The organism is Burkholderia sp. Bp8984 (genome assembly GCF_003853755.1).
GTDB lineage: Bacteria > Pseudomonadota > Gammaproteobacteria > Burkholderiales > Burkholderiaceae > Burkholderia.
On record NZ_QTQN01000001.1, the window covers coordinates 277,471 to 299,183 of the forward strand.

Consider the following 21,713-nt stretch of genomic DNA (forward strand, 5'->3'; position numbering starts at 1 on the left):
GCGCCGCCGTGCTGCACGGCCGGCGTCCCGCCCCGTGCCGCGCGACTTCCTCGCAGGTATCGGGCTCGGCCGTTTCGCTTGCCGTTTCGCTTGCCGTTTCGCTTGCCGTTTCGCCAGCCGTTTCACCCACGGTTCGACCAACATTTCACCCGTCGATCACCCGCCAGTTCCCGCGTCTTCCCCATTAGCCGCTCCCTACACTTCACCGCCGGCGCACGCCCGTTCCCTACCCTCAGCCCCGCCCGTCCGCCCCGCCATTCGCCACTCGCCTGATCGCGATCAACGCGGGCGAAAACCCTGCCTTGAAATTAACTAACTCATCAATTAGCGTCGATTTCATGAACGCGAAATCCACCGTTGCCAGGCCGCGCGGGCGCCGCCCGTCGGTGGACGACTTCGACCTGCGCGACCACATGCTCGACGTCGCGATGCAGCTGTTCGCCGAGCGCGGCATCGCCGCGACGACGGTCGCGCAGATCGCTGCGGCCGCCGGCGTCACGTCGGCGATGGTTCACTACTACTTCACGAATCGCGAGCAGTTGCTCGACGCGATCGTCGAGGAGCGGCTCGCGCAGGTCATCGCGTTCGTGTGGCGGCCGACCGCGCCGCACATCGAAAACGATCCGTTCGCGCTCGTCGCCGAGCTCGTCGACCGCTTCTTCGACGTCACGCATCGCATGCCCTGGCTGCCGTCGATCTGGCTGCGCGAGATCGTCCACGAGGGCGGGCTGCTGCGCGAGCGGATGATCCGGCGCATTCCGCTCGAGCATGTCGGGCGGTTTGCCGAGCGCATCCGCGTCGCGCAGCAGGCCGGCACGCTGAACCCCGCGCTCGAACCCGCGTTCCTGTTCCATTCGATCATCGCGCTGGTGATGCTGCCGCTCGCCACCGCGAAGCTGTGGCAGAGCGCGCGCGGCCTGCCGCCGATCGATCGCGACGTGCTGCAGCGCCACGTCCGCGCGCTGCTCGGTTCCGGCATGCAACCGCCCGCCGCGGCGCCGGATCCCGACGCGCATTCGCGACGGAGGCCGTCGTGAACGCGGCCCGCCCGCTGCAGTTCGCGCTGGCCGCCGCCGTCGCGTTGCTCGCCGGTTGCGGACGGCCGGCGAACGACGTCGCGACCTTTCAGGGCTATGTCGAAGGCGAGTTCGTATACCTGTCGTCGTCGCAGGCGGGCACGCTGACGCAGCTGTCGGTCGAACGCGGCCAGGCCGTCGCGGCCGGCGCGCCGGTGTTCTCGCTCGAAGCCGTCAACGAAACGGCCGCGCTGCGGCAGGCGCAACACCAGCTCGAGGCCGCGCGCGCGCAGCTTGCCGACCTGCAGACCGGCAAGCGCCCGCAGGAAGTCGCGGTCACGCGGGCCCAGCTCGCGCAGGCCGCGGCACAGGCCGCGCGGGCCGCCGCGCAATTCGCGCGCGACGAACGCCAGTACGCGGCCGGCGGCCTGTCGAAGCAGCAGCTCGACGATTCGCGCACGTCCGCGCAAACCACCGCCGCACAGGTGCGCGAGTTGCAGAACCAGGTCGACGTCGCGCGCCTGCCGGGCCGCGCGCAGCAGGTGGCGGCCCAGGCCGCGCAGGTCGATGCCGCGCAGGCGGCCGTCACCGAAGCGCAATGGAAACTCGACCAGAAGCGCGTCGCCGCGCCCGCCGCCGGGCGCGTGTACGACACGCTGTACCGCGTCGGCGAATGGGTGCAGGCCGGCAATCCGGTCGTGCAGATGCTGCCGCCGCAGAACCTGAAAGTGCGGTTCTTCGTGCCGGAGGCCGCCGTCGCATCGATCGCGCCGGGGCGCACGGTCGCGATCCGCTGCGACGGCTGCCCGGCCGACGTCCCCGCGCGCGTCACCTACGTGTCGCGCGCGGCCGAGTACACGCCGCCCGTGATCTACAGCAACGAGAGCCGGACCAAACTCGTGTTCATGGTCGAGGCGCGCCCCGCCGTCGCCGACGCGCCGAAGCTGCACCCGGGCCAGCCCGTCGCCGTGAGGATGCGATGAACGCACCGCCCGCCCCGTATGCGATCGACGTCGACCGCCTGAACAAGCGCTTCGGCGACAAGCACGTCGTGAAGGACGTCTCGCTGCGCGTCGCGCGCGGGGAGATCTTCGGCTTTCTCGGGCCGAACGGCAGCGGCAAGACGACGTCGATCCGCATGATGTGCGGCCTGCTCACGCCCGACTCGGGCAGCGGCACCTGTCTCGGCTACGACATCGTGCGCGACAGCGCGCAGATCAAGCGCCGCGTCGGCTACATGACGCAGCGCTTCTCGTACTGGGAAGACCTGTCGATCCGCGAGAACCTCGATTTCGTCGCACGCGTGTACGGGATGCCCGATCGTCAGGCGGCTGTCGCGCGCGCGCTCGACGGGCTCGGTCTCGCGAGCCGCGCGGACCAGCTCACGGGCGCGTTGTCGGGCGGCTGGAAACAGCGCCTCGCGCTCGCCGCTTGCATGCTGCACGAGCCGGAGCTGCTGCTGCTCGACGAACCGACCGCCGGCGTCGATCCGGCCGCGCGCCGCGACTTCTGGGAAGAGCTGCACCGGCTGGCCGCGCAAGGCATCTCGGTACTCGTCAGCACGCACTACATGGACGAGGCCGAGCGCTGTCACAAGCTCGCGTACATCGCGTCCGGCGAACTGCTCGCGCAGGGCACGGCCGCGGAAATCGTCGCGTCGCAGCACCTGTCGACGCGCACGGTCACCGGCGGGCACCTGGCGGAACTGTCCGCGCGCCTGCGCACGATGCCGGGCGTCGACCAGACGGTCGTGTTCGGCTCGACGCTGCACGTGAGCGGCCGCGATCGAGCGCTGCTCGACGCGACGCTCGCGCAGGTCGCGGCGCAGCCCGGCGCGCAGGAGAACGGTCACGCGCAGCTGCAGGTCTCGCCGATCGACACCGGGCTCGAAGACGTCTTCATCTACATGATGGGCCGCGCATCCGGGCCGCCCGGCGGAGCGGCGACATGAGCACGTGGACGGGCCTGCGCGACGCGTTCTCGGTCGCGCGCTGGTGGAGCATCGTGCTGAAGGAATTCCTGCAGCTGCGCCGCGACCGCGTGACGTTCGCGATGATCGTCGGCGTGCCGATCATCCAGCTCGCGCTGTTCGGCTTCGCGATCAACACCGATCCGAAGCACCTGCCGACCGCGGTGATCGTCGCCGACTCGAGCCCGTTCGCGCGCAGCTTCATCGCCGCGATGCGCAATTCCGCGTATTTCGACATCGTCGCGACGCTGCCCGACGAAGCGGCCGGCCGGCATGCGCTCGCACGCGGCGACGTGCAGTTCGTGCTGAGCGTGCCGGCCGACTTCTCGAAGCGGCTGCTGCGCGGCGAGCGCCCGTCGCTGCTCGTCGAGGCGGACGCGACCGACCCCGTCGCGACCGCATCGGCGCTCGGCGCGCTGCCGGGCCTCGTGCAACCCGTCGCCGACAAGGACCTGACGGGCCCGCTCGCGCACCTGAACGGCCGCCCGGCCGCGTTCGACATCGTGCTGCACCGCCTGTACAACCCGGAAGGCATCACGCAGTACAACGTCGTGCCGGGCCTGATGGGCGTGATCCTGACGATGACGATGGTGATGATGACGGGCCTCGCGATCACGCGCGAACGCGAGCGCGGCACGATGGAGAACCTGCTGGCGACGCCCGTGCGGCCGCTGGAGGTGATGACGGGCAAGATCGTCCCGTACGTGTTCATCGGGCTGATCCAGGTGTCGATCATCCTCGTGGCCGCGCGCTTCGTGTTCCACGTGCCGTTCGTCGGCGGCATGGTCGCGATCTACCTGTCCGCGCTGCTCTTCATCGCCGCGAACCTGACGGTCGGCATCACGCTGTCGTCGCTCGCGCAGAACCAGTTGCAGGCGATGCAGCTCGCGGTGTTCTACTTCCTGCCGAACATCCTGCTGTCGGGCTTCATGTTTCCGTTCGCCGGGATGCCGAAGTGGGCGCAGTTCATCGGCAACCTGCTGCCGCTCACCTACTTCAACCGCCTGGTGCGCGGCATCCTGCTGAAAGGCAACGGCTGGGCCGACCTGTGGCCGTCCGTGTGGCCCGTCGCGCTGTTTACGCTGGTCGTGATGGGCGTCGCGCTGCGCTTCTACCGGCGCACGCTCGACTAGGAGCCGCACGATGAAACCGGCTTCGCGTCGCGCCCGTCCCGCCGCCCGCCGCAGCGCATGGGCAGCCGTTGCGCTGCTCGTCGCCGGTTGCACGGTCGGGCCGGATTTCCGCACGCCCGACGCGCCGGCCACACGGCAATACACGCGCGATGACCCGCCGGTCACGACGGCCGCCGCCGGCGGCCCGGCCGGCGACGCGCAGACGTTCGCATCGGCCGCGCACACGCCGCAACAGTGGTGGACCGCGTTCGGCTCGGCACCGCTGAACCGGCTCGTCGATACCGCGTGGCACAACAGCCCGACGCTCGCCGAGGCCCGCGCGCGGCTCGACGAAGCGCGACAGAACCACGCGGCCGAAGCCGGCGCGACGATGCTGCCGCGCGTCGATGCGAACCTGTCCGCCACGCGCGAGAAGGTCGACATCACTGCATTCGGGCTGCCCGCCAACGTGCCGAATCCCGGGCCGTTCACGCTGTACGACGCGTCGGTGAGCGTGTCGTACGCGCTCGACGTGTTCGGCGGCAACCGGCGCGCGCTCGAGGCGTTGCGCGCCCAGGTCGACTATCAGGCGTACCTGCTCGACGCCGCACGCCTGACGCTCGCGGGCAACGTCGTCGCGACTGCGATCCTGCGCGCGTCGCTCGCGCAGCAGATCGCGCTCACGCGGCAGCTCGTCGACGCGCAAGCCCGGCAGTTGCGGATCGTCGACGCACGCTTCGCGGCGGGCGGCGTATCGCAGGCCGACGTGCATGCGCAGCGCACGCTGCTCGCGCAGACGCAGGCTTCGCTGCCGCCGCTCGCGGCCCGCTACGCGCAGGCCGGCCACCGGCTCGCGATCCTGCTGGGCGCGCCGCCGTCCGGTGCCGGGCTGCCCGACCTCGCGCTCGACGCGCTCACGCTGCCGCGCACGCTGCCGGTCGCACTGCCGTCGACGCTCGCGCGCGAACGCCCCGATATCCGCGCGGCGGAGGCCGTGTTGCACCAGGCGAGCGCGAACGTCGGCGTGGCGACCGCGAACCTGTATCCGCGTTTTTCGATTTCGGCGGGGATCGGTTCGGAACGCACGCGCATCGCGGATATCGTGAGCGGGCTGAATGTGTGGAATGTCGGCCTCGGCCTGACGCAGCCGCTCTTTCATGGCGGCGAGCTGCACGCGAGGAAGCGCGCGGCCGAAGCCGCGTACGACGCCGCGTTCGCGAGCTATCGGGAAACCGTGCTGCTGGCGCTCCAGCAGGTCGCCGACGCGATGCGCGCGGTCGAACACGATGCGACGGCGCTGCAAGCGCGGGACACGGCCGCACGGGAAGCGGCGGCAGGCAACGCGATCGCCGGCGACCGTTACGCGGCGGGCGGGATCAGCGCGTTCGCGCTGCTCGACGCCCAGCGGCAGGCATTGCAGACCGCGCTCGACCGCACGCGCGCGCAGGCCGACCGGCTGGCCGACACGGCGGCGCTGTTCCAGGCGCTGGCGGGGAACTGGATGGATGATGCGGCGCGGTGATCGACACGACGGCGTCGGCGCCGACCGGGCATTGCCGGCCTGCACGTCATGCACCGCATGAGCGGCACACTTGTCGGGCTCGACAGCCGTCGCCGCGCGCTTCCATTCGACGACCATCCATGACCGAACCCGCATACGCGCAACGCGTGCCGCAAATGGAAAAACCGGCCCGAAGGCCGGTTTTCGTACCGCAAGCCGTAAGCGGCGCTCGCGCGCCGCGCGGCATCAGAAGCGGTGGATCAGGCCGACGCCGGCCGCGATCTGGTTCTGCTTCGAACCTGCGCCCACGCCGTCGCCGATCGACGTCGTTGCATTGACGATGCCGCCGGTCAGGCCGCTGATCGTGTTGCCGGTAGCGTGCTGATACGCTTCAACCGCGTACAGGCCCGTGCGCTTCGACAGGCTGTAGTACTGCGACAGCGTGACCTGATGGTACTTGGCCGAGCTCGAGATGCCGTTCGACTGGGTCGCACGCGTGTACGAGTAGCCTGCCGCGAAGTCCCACTGCGGCGCTGCCTTCCAGTGCAGCACTGCGCCCGCCGTGTTGAAGATCGCCGTATTGTGGAATGCCGACAGGTTGCCCGGGATGTACTGGACGTTCGAGTACGACACCGAGATGTCCCACGCCGGCGTGAACTGGTAACCGGCCGTCACGGCGACACGTTGCTGCGACTGTGCCGTCTTGTAGCCGCCGTTGATCGACGACACGGCCTGCTCCGCACCGTTGCCGCTCGAATCCAGACCGTTTTGCGCGGTCGAGTTCGCGCCCCACACGCCGCCGCCGAGCGTCGCGTTGTTGATGCGCTGATAGCCAACCGCGATGCCTGCCGGGCCGTTCAGGTACTGGACCGCCGCGCTCCAGGTCGAGCCGCGGTTGAAGCTGCCTGCCACGCCGCCGAGCGAGTACGAACCGCCGACCGTGAAGCCGTAGAACTTCGGCGACATGTAGACGAGCGAGTTGTTCGCGCGGTAGCTGGTGTCGAGCGAGTCGATATCGCCCGGGTGCGCGCCGTAGTAACCGGTCAGCCAGGTCGTCGGGCTATACGGCGACAGCAGCGTGTAGTACGCGGTGTACTGGCGGCCGGCCGTCAGCGTACCGTACGTCGCGTTGGTCAGACCAACCCACGCCTGACGCGTGAAGATGCCGTTCGTCCATTGCGACGAGCCGTTGTTCGCGTTGAAGCCGGCTTCCAACTGGAAAATCGCCTTCGTGCCGCCGCCGAGGTCTTCGCTGCCCTTCAGGCCGAAGCGGCTGCCTGCCCAAATGCCGGTGGCCATCTGCACCTTCGAGTGACCGCCCGAAACCGCGCTGGTGGCCGACGAGTTGTTCTGCCAGGCGATAGCGTTATCGACGATACCGTACAGGGTCACGCTGCTCTGGGCGTGGGCTGCGGTAGCGGCTGCGAGACCCGCTGCCGTCATGGCGAAAGCGACGCGCTTTTTCATTGATTCTCCGTCCTCAAAGAATGATTTCTTTTCTGGTGTGGTTTTATGACTGACACATGTGCGAGTACATGCCGGTGCGATTCTGACGGATTACCAATCGTTTCCCAACATGTGCGGTCGGTCATCGTATGATCGACGCAACGCGGGGGTTCACCAAACGGTTACATAACACCTGAAAACGCTTACGCAGCGGGCCTTTCCGACATTTCCCGGTGAAAACCCTAGCTTTACATTTTTACTGGTGCATCGCGACCGTCCAATGTCGTCAGACGCCCTCGGCAACAACCTTCTTACGAATGCGCGAGCGCGGCTGACGCCGCGATTCACGCCGCCGCGCAGGATCGCTGACATTCATGACACCCACGTTTCGGGAAGCGAAATCGTGAAAACGTTTCAGTCCGCGTGCGGACCATCGGACGGGAGACGTGAGCGGCCCGGCGAACGCGGGCCGAGGGGCGATGCCGATGCAGGTCGCGCCACGCGCCGGCATCGTTCAGCGCGATTCAGCGCGCGGACGGCTGCGCGATCCGCGCGTTCACCGCGTCGACGAGCGCGGTGATCCGCGCACGGATCGCGGCGTTCGAACCGACGAGCGCGAGCGACGACGCCATGATCCGGTAGATCCGCTTGCGCGGCACCTTCGCCGGCGTCGCCGGATCGAGCCACGCATCGTGGCCGGCCAGCAGTTCGAGCGTTTCGAGGCCGATCATGATCGGCCACAGGCACGCGAGCCGCAGCCGCACGAAGCGGCGCGGAATCGCGAGCGTGTAGCGGCACGCGTCGCGATACTGGTCGAGCGTCACGCGCAGCAGGTCGACCAGCACGCCGCGCGCGCGCGCCGACGCATCGGGTGTCATCAGGTCGGCGACGCCGACGCCGTATGCGGCCAGCACGTCCTCCGGCAGATAGCAGCGGCCGATCCGCAGATCCTTCGCGCAGTCGCGCAGGATGTTGGTCATCTGCAGCGCCTTGCCGAAACGGATGCCCTTCTCGCGCATGTCCGGCACGTCCCAGCCGCGCGCGGCGCGCGTGTGCGCGCCGGTCATGTCGGTCCAGAATTCGCCGACGCAGCCGGCGACCAGGTACGTGTAGCGATCGAGCTCGGCACGGTTCGGCAGCGACGCGACGCGGCCCGACTGTTCGTCGGGGAACGTGCGCAGGTCGAATTCCATCCCCGACGTCAGCGTCGCGACGACCTTGCGGATCGATGCGCAGTCCGCATCCGGCTGCGCGCGCAGCAGCGCGAGCATCGGCTGCATCGAGCCGAGCAGCACGTGTTCGTGCGAATCCGTCTGCATCCGCGTCACGTCCTCGAGCGAGCGCGACAGCGCCGCGCCGTCGCCGAGCCGCTCGACTTCGTTCCGCAGGTCGGTCAGCAGCGCCGCGCGGCGATCCGGCGCGACCAGCGCCGTGTCGGCGATCGTGTCGGCCGCGCGCGCGAGCAGGTAGGCCAGGCCGACCGGGTCGCGCATGCCGTCGGGCAGCACGCGCAGCGTCAGGTAGAAGGAGCGGGAAACGTTCTTCAGCAGGTCGCCGAGCAGGTAGGCGGGATCGGTATGCGTCGTCATGGGTCGGTAAAAATCGGCCGGCGCGGGCCCCGGACGCACGCGGGCGCCGGGCGCCCGCGCCGGCCCGCGAGTCGCCGCATCGCCGTGCGCGGGCGGGTGTCGGCCCGGCGCGGCGATGCAAAAGTCCCGCAAGTTTAGTGCATCCGGCGACCACGCTCGCGATCCGTCCGACGAAGTGGGCGCGTGACCGCCGAACCGCGTCGGCGCGACGATCGCGGCGCCGGCTGGCGGCGACGGGCGGATCGCACCGTCTCGACCGCGACGTGTTCCCGCAATTCTCGCGCCTGACGCGACAACAAAACAGAAAGGCGCAAGTAATACATATGTAATGATCCGGTGCGACGATCGCGTCCCGTTCGCTCACGCGGCCCCGCATCGCCGGACCGCTTGCCCTTTCACCGACTTCCGTTCCGAAGGTTCATCGACATGCTCTTCCCGCGCCCGACCGCCCTGCGCTGCATCCCGTTCGCCTGTGCCGCCGCCGTCCTGCTTGCCGCCTGCGGCGGCGACGACGTCTCGGCGTCCGATTCCGCCCGGCCGATCTCCGCGAAGGTCCAGGTGGTCGGCCATCGCGGCGCGAGCGCGCTGCGCCCCGAGCACACGCTCGCGTCGTACCGCAAGGCGATCGAGGACGGCGCGGACGTGATCGAGCCCGACCTCGTCGCGACCCGCGACGGCGTGCTCGTCGCGCGCCACGAGAACGAGATCTCCGGCACGACGAACGTGTCGACGCTGCCGCAGTTCGCGAGCCGCAAGGCGACCAGGACGATCGACGGCACGCAGCTGACCGGCTGGTTCACCGAGGACTTCACGCTCGCCGAGCTCAAGACGCTGCGTGCCCGCGAGCGCATTCCGCAGGTGCGCCCGGCGAACACCGCGTACAACGACCAGTTCGAGATTCCGACCTTCGACGAGATCGTCGCGCTCGCGAAACAGATGTCCGCGCAGACCGGCCGCACGATCCACCTGTATCCGGAAACCAAGCACCCGACCTACTTCCAGTCGATCGGCCTGCCGCTCGAGGACCGTCTCGTCGACGCGCTGCAGAAGGATCCGTACACGGCGCGCACGGCGACCGTCTACATCCAGTCGTTCGAGGTCGCGAACCTGAAGGCGATCCGCAACCGGATCAAGTCGAGCCAGCCGAACTGGAAGCTCGTGCAGTTGATGGACGAAGCCGGCCAGCGTCCGTACGACTTCGTGAAAGCGAACGACAAGCGCACCTACGGCGACCTGTCGACGCGCGACGGGATGCGCGAGATCGCGTCCTATGCGAACGGCGTCGGCCCGTACAAGACGTCGATCATCGCGGTGGCCGCGGACGGCACGCTGCAGCAGCCGACGTCGTACGTGCGTGACGCGCACGCAGCCGGCCTCGTCGTGCATCCGTATACGTTCCGTCCGGAGAACAACTTCCTGCCCGCGTCGCTGAAGGACGGCGGTACACCGGCCACGCGCAACACCGCGGGCTCGGTGCGCGAGATCCAGGCCTACCTGCGCGCGGGCATCGACGGCTTCTTCACCGACGATCCGGCCGTCGGCCGCACGGCCGTCGATACGTTCAAGCGTTGAGCGCGCTGAACGTGCCGCATACGATGAGCCGCTGAACATCCGGCAACCGGGCGCGGCGCATCGCGTACCGCACGCCGGTTGCCGCGCCGTGGTCAGATCACGCGGAAGTGGTGCGTGCCGTCCCGCTTCAGCTGGTCGACCAGCCCGTATTCCCAGTCGAGATACGCCTGCATCGCGGCGGCCGCGTTGTCGGTGCCTTCGTACGGGCGCCGGTAGCGATCGACGCGCGGCGACGCGAGGCGTGTCTCGCCGTGCTCGAGCGGCAACCCCGCGTCGATCCATGCGGCCGTGCCGCCGGTCAGCACCGAGATCGCCGCGGAAGCCGGCAGCAAGGCGCGCGCGTCGTCCGCCGCGAACCGCGCGAGCAGGCTCGATCCGCACGTGAACACATAGCGCCGCGCCGGCGGAATCGCGGCGAGCGCGTCGCGCAACTGCGCGCGCACGACGAACCACGCGCCGGGGATATGGCGCTTCACGTAGTTCGCGCTGGCCGTCACGTCGACGATCGCGAGCTCGCCAGCGGCCGCCTCCTTCAGCCAGCCCGCGAGCGTCGCGGGCGACACCTCGCTCACCTGCGGCGTCGCGGGCACGTCGCGCGGCGGCTGGCCGCGCTCGGTGAACGCCGCCGTGCCGGCCGGCTCGAGCACCCGCACGTCCCAGCCCATCTGCGCGAGCCACGACGCGGTCATGTCCGCGCGCACGCCGTCGTCGTCGGCGAGCACGATCCGCGCGCCGCGCACGGCCGCGTGATGGTCGGTCTCCTGCACGAGCTGGCCGCCCGGCGTGCCCAGGAAGCCCGGCAGATGGCCGGCCTCGTATTCCTCCGGCGTGCGCACGTCGAAGCGGTACAGCGTGCGGCCCGGTTCGTCGAGCGCGGCGAGCTCCGCGAGCGCGATGCGCGGCACGCCCGCGCGCTCGGCCACCGCGCGCGCGGCGCGGCGTGCTTCCTCACGCTGCGCGGGTGCGATCTCGTCCGGAAAGCGTCGCGCGGCGCCGTGCTCGAGCGTCTGGCCGGCGAGCGTCCAGCCGATCGTGCCGTTGCGCAGTGCCGCGACCGGGTTCGGCACCCCCGCGTTGACGAGCGACTGCGTGCCGATGATGCTGCGCGTGCGGCCCGCGCAGTTCACCACCACCTGCGTTGCCGGATTCGGCGCGAGCGCGCGCACGCGCAGCACGAGTTCCGCGCCCGGCACGCTCGTCGACGTCGGGATGTTCATCGTCTGGTATTCGTCGAAGCGGCGCGCGTCGACGATCACGACGTCGGCCTTTTCATCGATCAGCGCCCGCACCTCCTGCGCGGACAGCGACGGCGTATGGCGCTCGGCCTCGACCCATTCGCCGAACGACTTGCTCGGCACGTTCACGTCGATGAACAGTTCGCCGCCCGCGGCGAGCCAGCCCGCGAGGCCGCCGTCGAGCAGCCGCACGTCGGTATAGCCGAGCTGCGCGAGTTTCTCGGCCGCGCGCGGCGCGAGATCCTCGCCGCCGGCTTCGCCGAACACGACGATCGGCGTGTCGCGGCGCGGAATGCGCGTCCATGCGTCGAGTTCGAGCTTCGACAGCGGAAAGTTGGCGGCCCACAGCGGGTGGCCCTGCGCGTAGGGATCTTCCTCGCGCACGTCGATCAGCGCGATTTCGTCGCGGGCCAGCAGGCGCGCGCGTACGTCCTGGTACGACGCGACGGGGAAACGGGGAGTGGAATCAACGGATTGCGTCACGATGTCTCTGTCGGATTCTGTTGGAGTCGGTGAAGAAAGCACACGGAAAACGGATGCAGCTCGATGCCCGCGGGCGCGCCCTCGCAACGGGGCGCCCGCGACTTGCGGCGTCACGCGTCCGGTCACGCATTCGAATAGCCGGACACGAACGGCTTCACGGTGCCGTCGTCGAGGAACACCGCACGTTCGACCTGGCCGATGTTCGCGCCGTACACGTGGATGCTGATCGACACCTGGTCGTCGAACGCGTTGGTCACGCGATGGACGTCGCCGATGCGCGGCGACACGGCCTCGACGTCGCCCGGCTGCAGCCGTACCGCGTCGCCCGCCGGCACCGGCCTGCCGGCCGCGTCGAGCCGGTACGGTTGCGAAAACTCGCCGCCGCGCAGCATCCCGATCAGACCCCACACCGTGTGGTTGTGGATCGGCGTCGTCTGGCCGGGCCCCCACACGAAGCTGACGACGGAAAACCGCGCGCCGGGATCGAGATGCAGCAGGTACTGGCGGTAACGCTCGGGATCGGGCTGCGCGAACGCGTCGGGCAGCCAGTCGTCGTGCGCGACGAGCGCGGCCAGCAGCGCGCCGCCCTCGTCGAGGATGCGCGCCTCGTTCGCGCCGGACGCGAGCAGCGCGCCCAGCCCGTCGACGAACGGACGCAGCGGCGTCTGCTGCAACGAAAGCGTACTCATCGGCTGCCTCCTCGAATATGATGCCGAATATGATGGATCGTCATGATGCACCCGAAATACCATGCAGAACAAACATGAAAATTAGCGATATCGATGCTTTTGCAGCGGTCGTTCGCGGCCAGACGCTGAGCCAGGCCGCGGCCGAGCTCGGCATGACGCAGCCCGCGATCACGCGGCGCGTGCAGAACCTCGAGGAGGCGCTCGGCGTCACGCTGCTCGACCGCAACACGAAGCCGCCGCGCCCGACCGACATCGGCCTGCAGGTGTTCGAGCAGTGCCGCGCGATCCTGCGCGAAGTCGACGCGCTGCGCGAACTGACGGCCGGCCAGCGGCCGCCCGCCGGCGAATTCCGCGTCGGCCTCACGCAAGGGCTCGGCGAGCTGATGCTGCCCGGCCTGATCGCGCAGCTCGCCGCGCAATGGCCGGCGCTCGCCACGCAGGTCACGACCGCGTGGGGCGGCATGCTCGTCGAACGCGTCGCGCACCGCGAACTCGACGCCGCGCTGGTGTTTCTGGCCCGCGAGATGGTGCTGCCGCCGCAGGTCGAAGGCGAGCGGCTGCTGGCCACGCGGCTCGTCGCGGTCGGCCGCAAGGGCGACTGGCCGCGCCGCAGCTACCGGCTCGCCGACTGCCATGCGCGCGGCTGGGTGCTCAATCCCGACGGCTGCGGCTTTCGTGCGGGGCTGCGCCGCGCGCTCGACGCGCAGGGGCTGCCGATGCCGGTCACGCTCGACGCCTACGGCCGCGACCTGCAATTGCAGAGCGTCGCGAACGGCTTCGGGATCGGGCTGATGCCGCTGCCGCTCGTCGAAGGCAGCCCGCTGCGCGACGCGGTCGACATCGTCCCGCTCGCCGATTTCAAGCCGCAGATCGATCTGTGGCTGCTGCACCGGCAGGACGCCGCGCGCTTCAAGGCGCCGCTCCTGGCCGTGGCCGCGCATGCGCGCACCGCGTTTGCGCTGCCGGCGGATGCGGCCGGGCACGACGAAGCCGCTTGACCACGCGCGACGGCGCCTGCGCGGCGGCGTTGCGTTTGCGTTTGCGTTTGCGTCGGCCTTTGCGTTGGCCTTTGCGCCCACCATCCCGCCGCCCCGCTCACGCATCGCTGTTGCGCCCGGATGCCGGCGCGTCGCGTGACGTTCCGCCCGCTTCCGCGTTCGCGGCAGCGCGTCGCGCCGCCGCGTCGAGCACGGCCCGTCCGGCGGCCACCGCGATCGCATCGTCCTGCGGCGTATGCACGCGGCTGCACAGCACGTCGCGATAGTGGCGTTCGAGCGGATTGTGGCGGCTCAGCCCGTGATTGCCCGACAGCTTCAACGCATGCTCGACCGTGCGGATCGCCTGTTCCGTCACGGTCCGCTTGACGAGGCCGCTCGTCGTCACCGTCGGCGGGTCGCCCGCATCGGTGCGCGCGATGTGCTCGTCGAGCAGCACGCGGTTCGCATGCAGCCACCCCTCGATCTCGCCGACGGCCTCCTGCACGCGCGGCAGCGTCGCGAGCGGCGCACCGAGCCCGCTCGGCGCGCGCGTCGTCGCGAAATCGAGCAGCCAGTCGCGCGACGCGCGGGCGACCGCGTCGTAGAGGCTGCCGAGCAGCGCGACCATCCAGGCCTGCTGGTCGGCCTGCGCATCGACATCCGCATGACTCGCGGCCGACACGGCCCACGCATCGGGCGCGCGCACGTCCACCGCATGATCCGCGGGCAGCCGCACGTCGTCGAACACCACCTCGTGACTGCCCGATGCGCGCAGGCCCAGGTGATTCCAGCTTTCGATCACGCGGATGCGCGCATCGACTTCCGTGTCGCGCTCGCGCCGCACGAGGAACACGCCGACGCGCGGCTCGGGTTCGTCCGTGCGGGCCCACACGGCCAGCCAGCGCAGCGCAGGAATGCCGGTGCTGTACAGCTTGTGGCCGGACAGCCGCCAGCCGTCGCCGTCGCGACGCGCGATCGTTTCGGGCAGGCCGCCGCGCGACGGCGAACCGAGCGCCGGCTCGACGCGCAGCGCGTTGATCAGCGCGCCGTCGGCAACCGCGCTGTCGAACACCGCACGCCGCAGGCGCGCGGGCCAGCGGTTGTCCGCGCGGCCGAGCGCGCGATGCTGCAGATAGGTCATCGTCAGCACCAGCGCGGTCGCCGGATCGGCGCGCGCGACCGCGGCCACGATCCGGCTCGCCTGCGCGAGCGTCGCGCCCGCGCCGCCGTGCTCGCGCGGCACGACCTGCGCGATCAGCCCGGCGCGATGCAGCCGCGCGAAATTCTCGTGCGGGAAACGGCCGTCGACGTCGTTGCGGGCGGCGTCAGCCGCGAGTTCGGGCGCGAGACGCGCGAGCAGCGCGGTAACGCGCGCATCGTCGGCAGGCAGGTGGCGCAGCGACGACTGGGACGACTGCGGCGATAGCTGCGATAGCGGCGAGGAAGCGGCAAGGCTGGCGGACATCGGTACGGATTCCCTCGGTGACTGGGTAACGGGATAAAACGTCGTGGCGAAGATCGCTCGGCGAATGGCGGCGGTGGCTCGTGGAGACGGCGGCGATCGGCGCTGGATTCGCCGGGGGCGCGTGGCGTGGATCCGAGGTGCTCGCGCACGCATCCGCCGCACACCTCTGCCTTCGACCCGAGCCGCTGCTTCCGAACCCGATGCCGATCCGGCTCCCGTCGTGTTGATCCGGCGCGCAAGCCCCGCTCGACACGCAGCCGGCGCCCCGTCCGGCCCGATCGTGAGCCCATAGCGTATGCGCAACGCACACGCGCCCAAACCATGCAAATCTGATATTCAATTCGGGATTGATTATTTCCGTTCCGCATGATCCCGGCGGTAATCTGCGCTCCATTCCCGCCCGGCCGGCCCTCGCTGGCCGCGCCGGGCCGTCCTTGCATCGGAGACCCAGATGAGCGTCGAATTCATCGGCATGATCCAGAGCCAGAAGCAGTCGGAAATCCATCCGCCTGCCGGCCCCGTCGTCGACCCCGACTACGTGCGCGACTTCGCCCGCGCCCACGAAACGGCCGGCTTCGACCGGATCCTCGTCCCGCACCACTCGACCGGCCCGTCGGCGACGCTGACGATCGCGTTCGCCGCCGCGGCGACCGAGCGCATCCACTTCATGCTCGCGCATCGCCCCGGCTTCACCGCGCCGACGCTCGCCGCGCGGCAGATCGCGACGCTCGACCAGTTCAGCCGCGGCCGGCTCGCCGTGCACTTCATCTCCGGCGGCTCGGACAGCGAGCAGCAGCGCGACGGCGATTTCCTCGACCACGACGCACGCTACGCGCGCACCGACGAATACCTCGGCATCCTGCGCCGCATCTGGACCGACACGCAGCCGTTCGATCACGACGGCGCGCACTACCGCTTCACGCAGGGTTTTTCGGAAGTGAAGCCGTTCCAGAAGCCGCACGTGCCGATCTACTTCGGCGGCGCCTCGGAAGCGGCGCTGGAAGTCGCCGGGAAGCACGCGGACGTCTATGCGCTGTGGGGCGAATCGCTCGACCAGGTGCGCGACCTGACGACGCGCGTGCGCGCCGAAGCCGCGAAGCACGGCCGGCAGGTGCGCTTCTCCGTGTCGTTCCGGCCGATCCTCGCGGCGACCGAAGACGAAGCCTGGGCGCGCGCGCACCGGATCCTCGACGAAACCCGCCGGCTGCGCGAAGCGGCCGGCCTCGCCACCGGCGGCCCGCAGCAGAGCGAAGGCGCGCGGCGCCTGCTCGCCGCGGCCGAACGCGGCGCGCGCGTCGACAAGCGGCTGTGGACCGAGATCGCGAAGCTCACCGGCGCGCGCTCGAATTCGACCGCGCTGGTCGGCACGCCCGAACAGGTCGCCGACGCGCTGCTCGACTACTACGACCTCGGCGTGACGACGTTCCTGATTCGCGGCTTCGATCCGCTCGAAGACGCGATCGACTACGGCCGCGAACTGATTCCGCGCGTGCGCAGCGCCGTCGCGGCACGCGACGCGGCGCGCCGCGCGGCCTGACGCACGGGGAGATGCCGACCATGTCCGCCGTCCTGTCTTCGTCCTCGCCCGTGCGCACCGCGTCGGGCCTCGTCCTCGCCGACACGCCGCGCCAGCATTTCTGGTTCGATCCGCCCGCGCCGCGCTTCGACGTCGCCGCCGAGCGCCGCCACCGGCAGGAGCGGCTCGCGGCCGCGTTCCGCCTGTTCGCGCGCTTCGGCTTCGCGTCGGGCCTCGCCGGCCACATCACCGCGCGCGACCCGGAACTGCCCGACCACTTCTGGGTGAATCCGCTCGGCGTGCATTTCTCGCAGATCAAGGTGTCGGACCTGCTGCTCGTCAATTCGCGCGGCGAAACCGCGATCGGCAACCGGCCGCTGAACAAGGCCGCGTTCGCGATCCACGCGGCGATTCACGACGCGCATCCGCACCTCGTCGCGGCCGCGCATACGCATTCGACCTACGGCAAGGCGTGGTCGACGCTCGGCCGCCCGCTCGACCCGCTGACGCAGGACGCGTGCGTGTTCTACGAGGACCACGCGCTGTTCGACGACTTCACCGGGATGGTCGTCGATACGAGCGAAGGCGCGCGGATCGCGGATGCGCTCGCGAAGCCCGACGGCACCACGCACAAGGGCGTGATCCTGAAGAACCACGGCATCCTGACGGCCGGCCCGACGGTCGAGGCCGCCGCGTGGTGGTACATCGCGCTCGACAACGCCGCGCACACGCAGCTGCTGGCCGAAGCGGCCGGCACGCCGCAACCGATCGATCATGCGACCGCGCGACACACGCACGGCCAGATCGGCGGCCCCGACGGCGCATTGCACGCGTTCGACAGCCTGTTCGCGCGCGTCGTCGCCGACGAACCCGACCTGCTCGACTGAGCGCCCGCCGCACGACCGGAACCGGAGACCACACCATGACCAAAACCACCGCACCCGCGCCGACCGGCGCCCATGACGACAAGCGCCGCCGGCTGCTGCGCGCGGCCGGGGCCGCCGCGCTCGCCGCACCGGCGATCACGCTCGGCCGCAAGGCCTGGTCGGCGCCGCCGCTGAAGAAGCTCACGTTCGCGTGGAACCAGAACGCGTTCTGCCTGACGCCGATCGTCGTCGCGCAGGAGAACGGCTTCTTCGAGAAGAACGGGCTGAAGGTCGAACTGATCAACTACAGCGGATCGACCGACCAGCTGCTCGAATCGATCGCGACCGGCAAGGCCGATGCCGCGGTCGGGATGATCCACCGCTGGCTGAAGCCGCTCGAAGCCGGCTTCGACGTGAAGATCATCGGCAGCTCGCACGGCGGCTGCGTGCGGCTGCTCGGGTCGAAGACCGCGGGCGTGACGACCCTGCAGGCGCTGAAGGGCAAGACGGTCGGCGTCAGCGATCTCGCGGCGCCCGGCAAGCATTTCTTCTCTATCCTGCTCGCGAAGAACGGCATCGATCCCGAACGCGACATCACGTGGCGGCAGTATCCGGCCGACCTGCTCGGCGTCGCGGTCGACAAGGGCGAGATCCAGGCCATCGCCGACGGCGACCCGAACCTCTATCTGCTCGAGAAGCGCAGCAACGGCGCGTACACCGAACTCGCGACGAACCTGTCCGGCGAATATGCGCGCAAGGTGTGCTGCGTGATCGGCGCGCGCGGCGACCTCGTGCGCAACGACCGGCCGGCGGCCGCCGCACTCGCGCGCTCGATCGTGCAGGCCACCGAGTACACGCACGACAACCCGAACGAAGCCGCGAAGGCATTCGCGAAGTATTCACCGAAGATCAACCCCGACGACCTGCGCAAGCTGTACGCGACGCTGACCTACTCGCACCATCCGACCAACGTCGACCTGCAGCAGGAAATCGCGTTCTACGCGGACGACTTCCGCCGCATCAGCGTGCTGAAGAAGAGCACCGACCCGCAGCGCTTCGCGCAGCAGGTCTATGCGAACGTGCTGGGGTGACGCGATGTCGACGATCGAACACGCGTCCGCCGCGCGCACCGCGTCCACCTCGGGCAATGCCGCCACCGCGGCGGCGCCCGCGACTGCCGCGTCCCGTCCCGCGTGCACGGCCTGCGACGCGACGCTCGCGGCCGAAGCCCGCCGGGCACGCAGCTGGCCGACCGGCGTCGTCGCGGCGCTCGCGTGGGCCGCGCTCGGCGCGGTGACCTACGTGTGGCCGAACCGCGTCGTCGGTTTCACCGACTGGGCGTACACCGACACGTTCGGCATCGCCGCGTGGGCGATCGGCGCGCTGCTGCTGGCCGCCGCGACGCTCGGCCATCGCGTGCCGGCCACGCGTGCGCGGCTCGCCCGCGTGCGCCCGGCCGGCCCGTGGCTCGTCGCGCTGCCGCTCGTGCTCGCCGTGTGGGAAGTCGTCACGGCCAAGACCGGCTGGCTGCCGACGCCGTTCTTCGCGCCGCCGCAGGCGCTGATCGAGGTCTACGCCGACGACTGGCCGCGCCTTGCCGGCAGCGCCGGCAACACGCTGAAGCTGCTTTCCCTCGGGTTTGCGTACGGCGTCGCGGTCGGGTTCGCGGTCGGCGTATCGATCGGCTGGTCGCGCCGCATCGGCTACTGGGTGCATCCGGTGCTGCGCGTGCTCGGCCCCGTGCCGGCCACCGCGCTGCTGCCGCTCACGTTCTACTTCTTCCCGACGAGCTATTCGGCCGCCGCGTTCCTGATCGCGCTGTCGACCGGCTTCCCGGTCGCGGTGCTGACGTGGTCGGGCGTCGCGAGCGTAAACCGGCAGTACTACGACGTCGCGCGCACGCTCGGCGCGAACGCGCGCTTCCTCGTGTTGCGCGTCGCGATTCCGGCCGCGCTGCCGCACGTGTTCGTCGGCATCTTCATGGGGCTGAGCGCGTCGTTCACGGTGCTGGTCGTCGCCGAGATGATGGGCGTCAAGTCGGGGCTCGGCTGGTACCTGAGCTGGGCGCAGGGCTGGGCATCGTACGTGAACATGTATGCGGCGCTGATCGTGATGGCGCTGCTGTTTTCCGGGCTGATCGCGCTGCTGTTCGCGGTGCGCGACCGTGTGCTCGCGTGGCAGAAAGGAACCGTCAAATGGTAAGCGCCGCCGTTCTCGAATCGTCCGTTGCCACGCCGCCCGCCGCGCTCGACGCCACGGCGCCGCGCGGCGCGCGCATCGACATCCGCCGCGTGAGCCATGCGTTCGACGGCCCCGGCGGCCCGCTGCCGGTGCTCGACGACGTCACGCTGTCGGTCGCGGCCGGCGAATTCGTCGCGCTGCTCGGCCCGAGCGGCTGCGGAAAATCGACGCTGCTGCGGCTCGTCGCGGGCCTCGACGCCGCACGGCAAGGCACGATCGCGCAGGACGGCACGCCGATCGAGCGGCCCGATCCGTCGCGCATCGTCGTGTTCCAGGATCCGACGCTCTACCCGTGGCGCCGCGTGCGCGCGAACGTCGCGCTCGGCCTCGAAGCGCGCGGCGTGGCCCGCACGTCGCAGCATCGCGTCGACGATGCGCTCGCGCGCGTCGGGTTGCAGGAATTCTCGAACGTGTTTCCGCATCAGCTGTCGGGCGGGATGGCGCAGCGTGTCGCGCTCGCCCGCGCGCTCGTCAACGATCCACGCCTGCTGATCCTCGACGAACCGCTCGGCAAGCTCGATTCATTGACGCGGCTGACGATGCAGGCCGAGTTGACCGCGCTGTGGCAACGCGACGGGTTCTCCGCGCTGCTCGTCACGCACGATGTCGAGGAAGCGCTGTTTCTCGCGCAGCGCGTGATCGTGTTCGGGCCGCGGCCCGCACGCATCGTCGCGGAACTGCGTGTCGACCTGCCGTATCCGCGCCATCGCGGCGACCCGCGTCTCGCCGAACTGCGTCACGAAGCGCTGCGGCATCTCGGACTCGATGCGAGCTGGTAGATGCGCAGTGCCTTTCGCAGGATGGCCGGTGCGCGGCAAGGGCCGCGCCGATGAACGCGCCGCCGTTCGCCGACTGGGCACTCCTGTTCCTGCAACTGCTGTATCGCGCACAGATCGCGTTGGCCCGGGTGCTGCATGCGATCGGCCTGACCGGCAATGCCGACGGACAGGCCGCGTGGCCCTGGGCACACCGCATCGCGCTCGAAACGCTGCGCATCGACGCGGGGCTCACGCGACAGCTTGCATTCGCCGTCGCAATGACCACGCTCGCCGCGGCGCTCGGCTGCATCGCACTCGTGTCGCGCAAGTGGCGGGCGGCAGCGGCGATCGCCGCGCTGGCCGTCGCGTGGTTCGCGCCGTGGCCGCCGGCGTCGCTGTGGCTCGCGCCGGCGGCGCCCACGAGTTTCCAGCGCAGTCCCGCCGCGTTTTCCGTCGTGAACCTGATGCGCGGCGCGCATCTGTATGCGCAGCATTGCGCAGCCTGTCACGGCGCGGACGGCCGCGGCGAGGGCCCGCTCGCGGCGAGCCTCGCGCATTGGCCGCCGACCTTCGCGGGCGCACTGCTTGCCCGCCGGCTCGACGGCGAACTGTATTGGCGCATGCGCCACGGTACGCGCGACGCGCGCGGCGCGGCTTCGATGCCGGGCTTTGCCGCGACGCTCGGCCCGGCGGACACCTGGGCCGTGCTCGATTACCTGAAAGCGCTGTCGGCCGGCAGCGGCGCGCAGGCGGAAGGGGCGTGGCCCGTGCCCGTTCCGCTGCCGGCGCTCGACGTGCGCTGCGGCAGCGCCGCGCCGCAACCGCTCGAGCGCTGGCGCGAAGGCCAGCGTGTGCGCATCGTCGCGCTCGCGCCGGGCGGCACGCCGCCTCGGGAAGACCCGCGCTGGCAGACGCTGCTCGTCACCGCCGGCGATCCGTCCACGCCGCCACCGCCGGTCGGCACGCGCGCGAACTGCGTCGCATCGACGCCCGATGCATGGCAAGCGTTCGCGACGATTGCCGGCGTGCCGCCCGCTGCGTTCGGCGGCACGCAACTGCTTGCCGACCGGCGCGGCTGGCTGCGGGCGCGCGCGTTGCCGGGCAGCGCGGGCTGGTCGGCCGACGACTTGCTGTGCCGCTCCGATGCCGCGGCGCGAGCGCCGGCCGACGCCGCGAACGTCGATCCGCTGACCGCGCTGCTGCTGCGCGTGGACGCTGAACCCGTACGCGACGTGCAGGCCGGGCTCCCGCATTGAATCCCTGAACCGTTTTCCCGAC

The 21,713-nt window shown here is 70.2% G+C and carries 18 protein-coding genes; 13 read left to right on the forward strand and 5 right to left on the reverse strand.

Going from position 1 to position 21,713, the window contains the following annotated elements; genetic code table 11:
• The first annotated feature begins 338 nt into the window (after nucleotides 1–338).
• From DID98_RS01185 to DID98_RS01205, 5 genes are read left to right on the forward strand one after another with little or no spacing between them, the layout of a single operon-like run.
• Nucleotides 339–1,037 carry a TetR/AcrR family transcriptional regulator gene (locus tag DID98_RS01185; protein WP_124519544.1) on the forward strand — a complete coding sequence of 233 codons (699 nt, stop codon included), beginning with the start codon at nucleotides 339–341 and terminating at the stop codon, nucleotides 1,035–1,037.
• The gene (locus tag DID98_RS01190; protein WP_124484924.1) at nucleotides 1,034–1,999 is read left to right on the forward strand and encodes an HlyD family secretion protein; all 966 of its coding nucleotides are present in this window, start codon (nucleotides 1,034–1,036) and stop codon (nucleotides 1,997–1,999) included. Before DID98_RS01185 ends, DID98_RS01190 begins: the two co-directional genes overlap by 4 nt.
• Nucleotides 1,996–2,967, forward strand: coding sequence for an ABC transporter ATP-binding protein (locus tag DID98_RS01195; RefSeq protein ID WP_124484925.1), 972 nt, complete (start codon nucleotides 1,996–1,998; stop codon nucleotides 2,965–2,967). Before DID98_RS01190 ends, DID98_RS01195 begins: the two co-directional genes overlap by 4 nt.
• Complete coding sequence (locus DID98_RS01200) at nucleotides 2,964–4,118, forward strand: ABC transporter permease (protein ID WP_044842997.1); 1,155 nt, start codon at nucleotides 2,964–2,966, stop codon at nucleotides 4,116–4,118. The genes DID98_RS01195 and DID98_RS01200 overlap by 4 nt, the downstream gene beginning before the upstream one ends.
• A gap of 10 nt (nucleotides 4,119–4,128) precedes the next feature.
• Nucleotides 4,129–5,619: an efflux transporter outer membrane subunit gene (locus DID98_RS01205; RefSeq protein WP_124519546.1), complete on the forward strand. Its 1,491-nt coding sequence runs from the start codon at nucleotides 4,129–4,131 to the stop codon at nucleotides 5,617–5,619.
• Between the two features lie 225 nt (nucleotides 5,620–5,844).
• Here the strand turns inward: DID98_RS01205 and DID98_RS01210 are convergent, their stop codons facing one another.
• Together DID98_RS01210 and DID98_RS01220 are read right to left on the reverse strand one after the other, a co-directional pair.
• Entirely contained in the window at nucleotides 5,845–7,065 is a 1,221-nt protein-coding gene (locus tag DID98_RS01210) for a porin (RefSeq protein ID WP_044842995.1), read from the reverse strand.
• A 503-nt stretch (nucleotides 7,066–7,568) separates the two neighbouring features.
• Nucleotides 7,569–8,633 (reverse strand): phytoene/squalene synthase family protein, encoded by a 1,065-nt coding sequence (locus tag DID98_RS01220; protein ID WP_124484928.1) that lies wholly within the window; start codon nucleotides 8,631–8,633, stop codon nucleotides 7,569–7,571.
• A 426-nt stretch (nucleotides 8,634–9,059) separates the two neighbouring features.
• On the opposite strand from DID98_RS01220, the gene DID98_RS01225 reads away from it, so the two are divergent.
• The gene (locus tag DID98_RS01225; protein ID WP_044842993.1) at nucleotides 9,060–10,205 is read left to right on the forward strand and encodes a glycerophosphodiester phosphodiesterase; all 1,146 of its coding nucleotides are present in this window, start codon (nucleotides 9,060–9,062) and stop codon (nucleotides 10,203–10,205) included.
• A gap of 92 nt (nucleotides 10,206–10,297) precedes the next feature.
• Here the strand turns inward: DID98_RS01225 and DID98_RS01230 are convergent, their stop codons facing one another.
• Together DID98_RS01230 and DID98_RS01235 are read right to left on the reverse strand one after the other, a co-directional pair.
• Nucleotides 10,298–11,923 (reverse strand): rhodanese-related sulfurtransferase, encoded by a 1,626-nt coding sequence (locus DID98_RS01230; RefSeq protein WP_124519549.1) that lies wholly within the window; start codon nucleotides 11,921–11,923, stop codon nucleotides 10,298–10,300.
• A gap of 122 nt (nucleotides 11,924–12,045) precedes the next feature.
• Complete coding sequence (locus DID98_RS01235) at nucleotides 12,046–12,612, reverse strand: cysteine dioxygenase (protein WP_124519551.1); 567 nt, start codon at nucleotides 12,610–12,612, stop codon at nucleotides 12,046–12,048.
• A 74-nt stretch (nucleotides 12,613–12,686) separates the two neighbouring features.
• Between DID98_RS01235 and DID98_RS01240 the strand changes: the two genes are divergently transcribed.
• Nucleotides 12,687–13,610 carry a LysR family transcriptional regulator gene (locus DID98_RS01240; RefSeq protein WP_124519553.1) on the forward strand — a complete coding sequence of 308 codons (924 nt, stop codon included), beginning with the start codon at nucleotides 12,687–12,689 and terminating at the stop codon, nucleotides 13,608–13,610.
• 97 nt (nucleotides 13,611–13,707) lie between these two features.
• On the opposite strand, the gene DID98_RS01245 is transcribed toward DID98_RS01240, so the two are convergent.
• Nucleotides 13,708–15,054, reverse strand: a complete 1,347-nt coding sequence (locus DID98_RS01245) for an acyl-CoA dehydrogenase family protein (RefSeq protein WP_124519555.1) — start codon at nucleotides 15,052–15,054, stop codon at nucleotides 13,708–13,710.
• A gap of 451 nt (nucleotides 15,055–15,505) precedes the next feature.
• Here DID98_RS01245 and DID98_RS01250 point away from each other — a divergent pair, with 451 nt between their 5' ends.
• The 6 genes from DID98_RS01250 to DID98_RS01275 are packed head-to-tail and all read left to right on the forward strand — an operon-like array spanning nucleotide 15,506 to nucleotide 21,691.
• Nucleotides 15,506–16,591 carry an LLM class flavin-dependent oxidoreductase gene (locus DID98_RS01250; RefSeq protein WP_044842988.1) on the forward strand — a complete coding sequence of 362 codons (1,086 nt, stop codon included), beginning with the start codon at nucleotides 15,506–15,508 and terminating at the stop codon, nucleotides 16,589–16,591.
• Between the two features lie 20 nt (nucleotides 16,592–16,611).
• Nucleotides 16,612–17,457, forward strand: a complete 846-nt coding sequence (locus DID98_RS01255; RefSeq protein ID WP_124484933.1) for a class II aldolase/adducin family protein — start codon at nucleotides 16,612–16,614, stop codon at nucleotides 17,455–17,457.
• A 35-nt stretch (nucleotides 17,458–17,492) separates the two neighbouring features.
• Nucleotides 17,493–18,527, forward strand: a complete 1,035-nt coding sequence (locus DID98_RS01260; protein WP_124519557.1) for an ABC transporter substrate-binding protein — start codon at nucleotides 17,493–17,495, stop codon at nucleotides 18,525–18,527.
• Between the two features lie 4 nt (nucleotides 18,528–18,531).
• Nucleotides 18,532–19,638 (forward strand): ABC transporter permease, encoded by a 1,107-nt coding sequence (locus DID98_RS01265; RefSeq protein ID WP_124519558.1) that lies wholly within the window; start codon nucleotides 18,532–18,534, stop codon nucleotides 19,636–19,638.
• Entirely contained in the window at nucleotides 19,632–20,456 is an 825-nt protein-coding gene (locus DID98_RS01270; protein WP_124484935.1) for an ABC transporter ATP-binding protein, read from the forward strand. Before DID98_RS01265 ends, DID98_RS01270 begins: the two co-directional genes overlap by 7 nt.
• 50 nt (nucleotides 20,457–20,506) lie before the next feature.
• A complete protein-coding gene (locus tag DID98_RS01275) occupies nucleotides 20,507–21,691 on the forward strand; it encodes a cytochrome c (protein ID WP_124519559.1) in 1,185 nt (394 codons plus the stop codon).
• The last annotated feature ends 22 nt before the right edge of the window (nucleotides 21,692–21,713 follow it).

Coding starts and splice junctions, on each gene's coding strand:
- DID98_RS01185 (WP_124519544.1), top strand. CDS start 339: ATGAACGCGAAATCCACCGTTGCCAGGCCGCGCGGGCGCCGCCCGTCG.
- DID98_RS01195 (WP_124484925.1), top strand. CDS start 1,996: ATGAACGCACCGCCCGCCCCGTATGCGATCGACGTCGACCGCCTGAAC.
- DID98_RS01200 (WP_044842997.1), top strand. CDS start 2,964: ATGAGCACGTGGACGGGCCTGCGCGACGCGTTCTCGGTCGCGCGCTGG.
- DID98_RS01205 (WP_124519546.1), top strand. CDS start 4,129: ATGAAACCGGCTTCGCGTCGCGCCCGTCCCGCCGCCCGCCGCAGCGCA.
- DID98_RS01210 (WP_044842995.1), bottom strand. CDS start 7,065: ATGAAAAAGCGCGTCGCTTTCGCCATGACGGCAGCGGGTCTCGCAGCC.
- DID98_RS01220 (WP_124484928.1), bottom strand. CDS start 8,633: ATGACGACGCATACCGATCCCGCCTACCTGCTCGGCGACCTGCTGAAG.
- DID98_RS01225 (WP_044842993.1), top strand. CDS start 9,060: ATGCTCTTCCCGCGCCCGACCGCCCTGCGCTGCATCCCGTTCGCCTGT.
- DID98_RS01235 (WP_124519551.1), bottom strand. CDS start 12,612: ATGAGTACGCTTTCGTTGCAGCAGACGCCGCTGCGTCCGTTCGTCGAC.
- DID98_RS01240 (WP_124519553.1), top strand. CDS start 12,687: ATGAAAATTAGCGATATCGATGCTTTTGCAGCGGTCGTTCGCGGCCAG.
- DID98_RS01245 (WP_124519555.1), bottom strand. CDS start 15,054: ATGTCCGCCAGCCTTGCCGCTTCCTCGCCGCTATCGCAGCTATCGCCG.
- DID98_RS01250 (WP_044842988.1), top strand. CDS start 15,506: ATGAGCGTCGAATTCATCGGCATGATCCAGAGCCAGAAGCAGTCGGAA.
- DID98_RS01255 (WP_124484933.1), top strand. CDS start 16,612: ATGTCCGCCGTCCTGTCTTCGTCCTCGCCCGTGCGCACCGCGTCGGGC.
- DID98_RS01260 (WP_124519557.1), top strand. CDS start 17,493: ATGACCAAAACCACCGCACCCGCGCCGACCGGCGCCCATGACGACAAG.
- DID98_RS01265 (WP_124519558.1), top strand. CDS start 18,532: ATGTCGACGATCGAACACGCGTCCGCCGCGCGCACCGCGTCCACCTCG.
- DID98_RS01270 (WP_124484935.1), top strand. CDS start 19,632: ATGGTAAGCGCCGCCGTTCTCGAATCGTCCGTTGCCACGCCGCCCGCC.
- DID98_RS01275 (WP_124519559.1), top strand. CDS start 20,507: ATGAACGCGCCGCCGTTCGCCGACTGGGCACTCCTGTTCCTGCAACTG.